Source organism: Streptomyces sp. NPDC036984, assembly GCF_055607665.1.
Genome location: NZ_JBVJRL010000060.1, coordinates 1 through 5422, shown reverse-complemented (window position 1 = coordinate 5422; position 5422 = coordinate 1). Strand labels below are relative to the sequence as shown.

At 68.4% G+C, this 5422-nt stretch carries 5 protein-coding genes; 2 read left to right on the top strand and 3 right to left on the bottom strand.

Annotated elements, in window-relative coordinates:
- Window positions 1-5 precede the first annotated feature (5 nt).
- Window positions 6-948 (bottom strand): IS5 family transposase gene (locus ACZ7DL_RS38850; RefSeq protein ID WP_470781754.1). Its coding sequence is split into 2 segments (ribosomal slippage): window positions 6-567 and window positions 566-948, totalling 945 coding nucleotides; the frame shifts between segments, so codons are not numbered across the junction.
- Between the two features lie 91 nt (window positions 949-1039).
- Here ACZ7DL_RS38850 and ACZ7DL_RS38845 point away from each other — a divergent pair.
- The gene (locus ACZ7DL_RS38845; RefSeq protein ID WP_470781757.1) at window positions 1040-2035 is read left to right on the top strand and encodes a GNAT family N-acetyltransferase; all 996 of its coding nucleotides are present in this window, start codon (window positions 1040-1042) and stop codon (window positions 2033-2035) included.
- Window positions 2036-2180: 145 nt separating this feature from the next.
- Here the strand turns inward: ACZ7DL_RS38845 and ACZ7DL_RS38840 are convergent, their stop codons facing one another.
- Window positions 2181-3293: an ABC transporter substrate-binding protein gene (locus ACZ7DL_RS38840; protein ID WP_470781752.1), complete on the bottom strand. Its 1113-nt coding sequence runs from the start codon at window positions 3291-3293 to the stop codon at window positions 2181-2183.
- Window positions 3294-3649: 356 nt separating this feature from the next.
- Between ACZ7DL_RS38840 and ACZ7DL_RS38835 the strand changes: the two genes are divergently transcribed.
- Window positions 3650-4519 (top strand): class II glutamine amidotransferase, encoded by an 870-nt coding sequence (locus tag ACZ7DL_RS38835; protein WP_470781756.1) that lies wholly within the window; start codon window positions 3650-3652, stop codon window positions 4517-4519.
- Window positions 4520-4835: 316 nt separating this feature from the next.
- Here ACZ7DL_RS38835 and ACZ7DL_RS38830 read toward each other — a convergent pair.
- Window positions 4836-5422, bottom strand: a 587-nt coding sequence (locus ACZ7DL_RS38830) for a tetratricopeptide repeat protein (protein ID WP_470781750.1), incomplete at its 5' end; no start/stop codon positions are given.

Below are 5422 nucleotides of genomic sequence, written 5' to 3'. Positions count from 1 at the left end.
GCAGATCAAACGCAAGGCACCAGGGCCAGTCGTATCGCGGGCCAGACCACCACCCAAGGCGGCACCCCAACATCCTCACAGTCGTAGCGGGTGGCGACTGCTCGTGCCTGCTTGAGTCGGTTGATCGTTCGCTCAACGGTGTTGCGTTTCTTGTACCGCTCTTCGTCGAAACCTGGGGGCCGTCCGCCGCGTGAGCCTTTGCGTAGGCGGGCGGCCTGGCTGTCTGCCTTCTCCGGAATGGTGTGCCGGATGCCTCGATGTCGCAGGTACTGGCGACAGGGCCCGTTGCTGTACGCCTTGTCGGCCGCGACGCTCTGAGGCTTCTTGCGCGGTCTGCCGCGCCCGTGTCGTGGGACGCGGATCTTCTCCAGGACCGATGTGAACTGGGTGCAGTCCGCCCGCTGCCCCGGCGTGACGAGCAGGGACAGCGGGCGGCAGCGTCCGTCCGCGCTCAGATGGACTTTTGTGGTGAAGCCGCCGCGCGAGCGGCCCAGGCCCTCACCCGATGCGCCACCTCCACCAGGTGGCCGTGCAGGTTCTGCCACGGCGTTTCGTCCTGGTGTTCTGCCGTTGTGGCCCCCTTTGATGCAGGGTCGGCGGCGGGTCGGTGCGGGCGCCGGCAGCGTGCTGGTGCGCGCGCACGATGGTGGAGTCCACGGAGATGTCCCAGTCGATCTCGCCAGCTGCATCGGCTGCGGCCTGGACCTGCTGAAGCAGACGCTCCCAGGTCCCATCAGCCGACCACAGCCGGTGCCGTTCATAGACCGTTTTCCACGGTCCGAAGCGTTCCGGCAGGTCACGCCACTGCACCCCGGTCCGTACCCGATACAGGATGCCGTCGATCACCTGGCGGTGGTCCCGCCACCTGCCACACCGGCCGTTACTCATGGGCAGTAACGGCCGCAGCCGGTTCCACGCCTCGTCCGTCAAGTCCCCGCGAACGGTCATGCTGCGGAAAACGAGTTCTGCCGTGTGATCGTCACAGCCTACGCTTCCGTGATCGATGACACCGCATATCCAACGTAACGGGGGTCTTGATGTGGACGTGAACAGCGGCAGCGGCCCTGCATCGCGGGAACGGTTGCCTGGCTATGTCTTCCGGCCGTATCGCGGCCACGACGACCATGACGCGATGGCCGCTGTGCGGCTGGGCTGTGCACAGCGGGATCGGACCGACGCCCGCTCGGTTGTGGAAGGAATCCCGACGGCAGCCGAGATCGCCGAAGCCTCCGCCAAGCTCGACGACCCGTCCCAGAACCAGGTCTTGGTGGAGCACAACGGTGGCGTCGTCGGCTACTCGACGATCAGGTGGTGGCAGGAGCGGGACGGAACGTGGTTGTACCTGCACCGCGGCTACCTACTGCCCGAGCACCGCGGCCAGGGCATCGGCTCAGCCATGCTCAACTGGGCAGAAAGCCGTATCCGCCAGCTCGTGCAGCAGCATGGAACCACACAGACGGCTGTGTTCGGCGCGAACGCCATGGCCTCTGAACAGGACGCAACGGCGCTGCTGCTCGAAACGGGATACCGGCGTGTCTTCAGCCTGGTAGAGCTGGAGCTGGCCGATCTCCGACAGCTCCCCGACGGCAAGCCGTTGCCGGCCGGCATCCGAATCGATGCGGTCGATCCAAGTAACTACCGCGCGGCCTGGAAGACGGTCGTCGATTCATATGCAGATGCCGCTTCCACCCAGAAGTGGACGTTCGAGAGCTTCCTCGCCACGGCCGACCCGACCTGCTGGCGGGCTGCTTGGGACGGGGGAAGCATGGCCGGGGTCGCCCTGTGCTCCATCCGTCGGCACGACCCAACTGTGGGCGAAGTCGAAGAACTGAGCATCCGGGCAGAGTCAAGGCGTCTGGGCCTTGGACGGGCCCTGCTGCTGGACGGGTTGCGATGTCTTCGCAAGCACGGTGCGAAGACCGCCCGGTTGTACACCGGGACCGCGAATCCCCAGCGATCCTACGACCTCTACGAAAGCGTAGGGTTCCGGCGCCAGAACGAGTACGCCCGCTACCGCAAACCGGTCGCCGCCTGATCCGACAGAGGTGCATCCGTAGCACCCTGGCGGTGCGGCTTCCCGAACATCGAGCCCGGCTTGATCGACCGGACAGGTCCTAGCTGTCGTATGCCGGTGCTTGACGCCCGACAGATCTGGGCAGTCGGACCTCCGTGCTCTCTCCTCAGCCGGCGTGAAGGATCCGGAAGCGATCGGGTGTCGCCGGATCTCGGTCAACGACCTGGATCGGCGTCGACGCCCATTGCCAAACGCTGATGCCCGGCGTGCGGGAGAACCGGATCTGCCCGCGGGTGCCCTCGACTGCAACGCGCGGCCAGGATTCGGCGATGCGCGCCCGGTCCGTGCCGTGAGAACGCAGCACATCCGCGAGGACGGCGATCGTGTCGTAGCCCTCCAAGGCGACGAAGGAGGGCGCTTCGGCGAGCCGCTCGCGCAGGGCCGTCTCGACCCGTGCACCGAGTGGGCTGAGGCGCTCGGGCAGGTAGCGCAAGAACGGGATCGCGGTGCTGTCGTCGCCCAGCAGCGCGCCCCATTCGGGGAACTCCGGTTGCCCGGCCGGAGCACCGATCATGACCTCGGCGAGGCGCTGGTCGCGGCGGACGGACTTGACTATCGACACGGCCGGCTCCGGGTGGCCGACCAGAAGGAGGAGGGCTGTCGCGCGGTTCTCGACGAGTGCGTCGCACACGGCCGTGGGGGTGAGCGCGCGCATGTCGAGTTCGATGACGGTGCCGCCGCGTGGAGCGAGATGGTCGTGCAGAATGCGGGTCCCGGATGCCCAGTAGACACTCGGCACGGCGGCTGTGGCGATACGACTGTGGCCCGCGCTGAGGAGGAAGTCCGCGTAGATCTGCCAGCCGCGGGACTGCGGCGGGGAGAGGCGCGCGACCCATTCCGTCGGCTGCTCGGTGAGCGCGTCGAGAACCGCCGACGAGCAGAGGAACGGCAGGCCGAGGGTGCCGGCCCTGGTGGCAGCGGCGCGAGCGACGACGCTGTGATACTCCCCAGCCAGCGCAGCCACGCCCAGGCGAGCCAATTCGTCCACGGCCGCCGCGGCCCTCTGAGGATCAGCCGCGGTGTCTCGGACCACCAGCTCCAGTGGTCTGCCGGCGATCCCGCCGGCCTCATTGACTTCGCCAACGGCCAGCTCGAGTCCAGCGAGCAAGTGCTGGCCTGCCTCGACCCAGCCAGGCCGAGTCAGCGGAACGAGTGCGCCGATCCGGACGGGTGAACCATCAGTCCGTTCCGCTCCAAGCGGCGATGGTGGCGTATTCATCCGTGGGTGTCTCCCGTGTGGCGATTCGGCTGCCGCTTCGCCCGGATCGCTAAGTGGCAAGGCCCCGCAGTACGCGTTCGTCTCATCTCGCCGTGGCCGGCGGGCGCACCTGGGTGATCATGCTGGCCATTGCATACACCACCATCGCCGACAGGCAACCCATTATTTGTTCGCCGAGCGAGCCGGCATTGCCCCGCCCCTCTTGCACGGGCTTCAACACGCCGATCGCACCCGGCTGCCCGCCTCCACTCGGCCCGCTGATGGATCCACGAAGCTGATCGATGCAGGACGCCGAAGTGGTCGACGTGCCCCGCCACCGGCGACAATCGTCATGTCCGGCGATCGAGGAGGACCCCGTGTGCCGCCTGTTCGGCCTCAGCAGCGCCCCGAACCGCACCCGCGCCACCTTCTGGCTCCTCGACGCACCCGACAGCCTCAGCCGGCAGAGCCATCGCGACCCCGACGGCACCGGCTTGGGGTACTTCGCCGGCGACGGCACCCCCCACGTCGACAAGGCCCCCATCGCGGCCTATCGGGACCGCGCCTTCGCCCAGGACGCCCGGCAGGTGCAGTCCGCCACCTTCCTCGCCCACGTGCGCTTCGCCTCCACGGGCAGCCTGGAGGCCCGCAACACCCATCCCTTCCAGCAAGAGGGACGGCTGTTCGCGCACAACGGAGTCATCGAGGGCCTGGACCAGCTCGATGACCACCTGGGCGATGACCGGTCACTGGTCAGGGGCGACACCGACTCCGAGCGGTTCTTCGCCCTGATCACCAAGGAGACACGCAAGCACGGTGGCGACGTCACCGCCGGAATGGAGCACGCCGCTCGCTGGGTCGCCCGGAACCTGCCCGTCTACGCCCTCAACCTGATCCTCGTCACCCCCGACCAGCTGTGGGCATTGCGTTACCCGGAGACCCATGAGCTGTACGTCCTTGAGCGCCCGGCGGGCGGCCCGCACGGGAGCCGCCATCTGGACCACAGCGGCAGTCACGGCCGCATGCGCGTCCACTCCGCCCATCTGGCCGGCCACCCCGCCGTCATCGTCGCCAGCGAACCAATGGACGACAACCCCCACTGGCACGCGATGGCGCCCGGCGAACTCGTGCACGTCGGCCCCGACCTGCACACCGACCGCCGGGTGATCCTGCCCGATCCGCCAGCACACCAGCTCACCCTCGACGACCTGCACCCTGACGCCGCCGCCTCCCAGCGAGCCGCATAGCCGCGCGGTCACGGAGCCGGCCTCGTCCCGGCCCCGTTGCGCATGCTGAAGTCTCGTCGATCAGCGCGAGCGCGCGGCGGCCATCGACCGACCGGTCCCGCGTGGGTGCCGGCGCTCCGTTCGTCATGAGCCCCGAGCCTCTGGTGGCGAACACCGGGGCGGCCCGGGGTGGATGAGGACCGGCCCCTCCGATTGTCAGTGCCGACTGCCATGATCCTGGCTGGGTCTTCCCACCGGCTGAACATCTCCTCGTGCGGTTCACCGACCCGGAGCGGCTCGACGTCGACCCGTCATGCCTGTCCCGGCCGGCTGTCGGTCACTTGTGGGCGGGATCAACGCCATCCTGTGCCGACTGCCACCGGCCAAGCACGCTTCGGATGGTCAGCGTGTGGGGGTGGTCGTGGCCCAGCAGCCGCTCCCGGCCGGTGAGCACCTGCTCCAGCAGCTCGATGGATTCGCTGGTCCGTCCGGCCTGCCAGCAGAAGGCGGCGAGGTTGGCGCGGGCGGTCAGCGTGTCCGGGTGATCGTGGCCCAGCAGCCTCTCCTGATGGGCGACCACCTGCTCCAGCAGATGGATGGCTTCGCTGGTCCGTCCGGCCTTCCGGTAGGAGACGGCGAGGTTGGCGCGGGCGGTCAGGGTGTCCGGGTGGTCGTGGCCCAGCAGCCTCTCCCGGTCGGTGATCACCTGCTCCAGCAGATGGATGGCTTCGCTGGTCCGTCCGGCCTTCCGGTAGGAGACGGCGAGGTTGGCGCGGGCGGTCAGGGTGTCCGGGTGGTCGTGGCCCAGCAGCCTCTCCCGGTCGGTGATCACCTGCTCCAGCAGATGGATGGCTTCGCTGGTCCGTCCGGCCTTCCGGTAGGAGACGGCGAGGTTGGCGCGGGCGGTCAGGGTGTCCGGGTGGT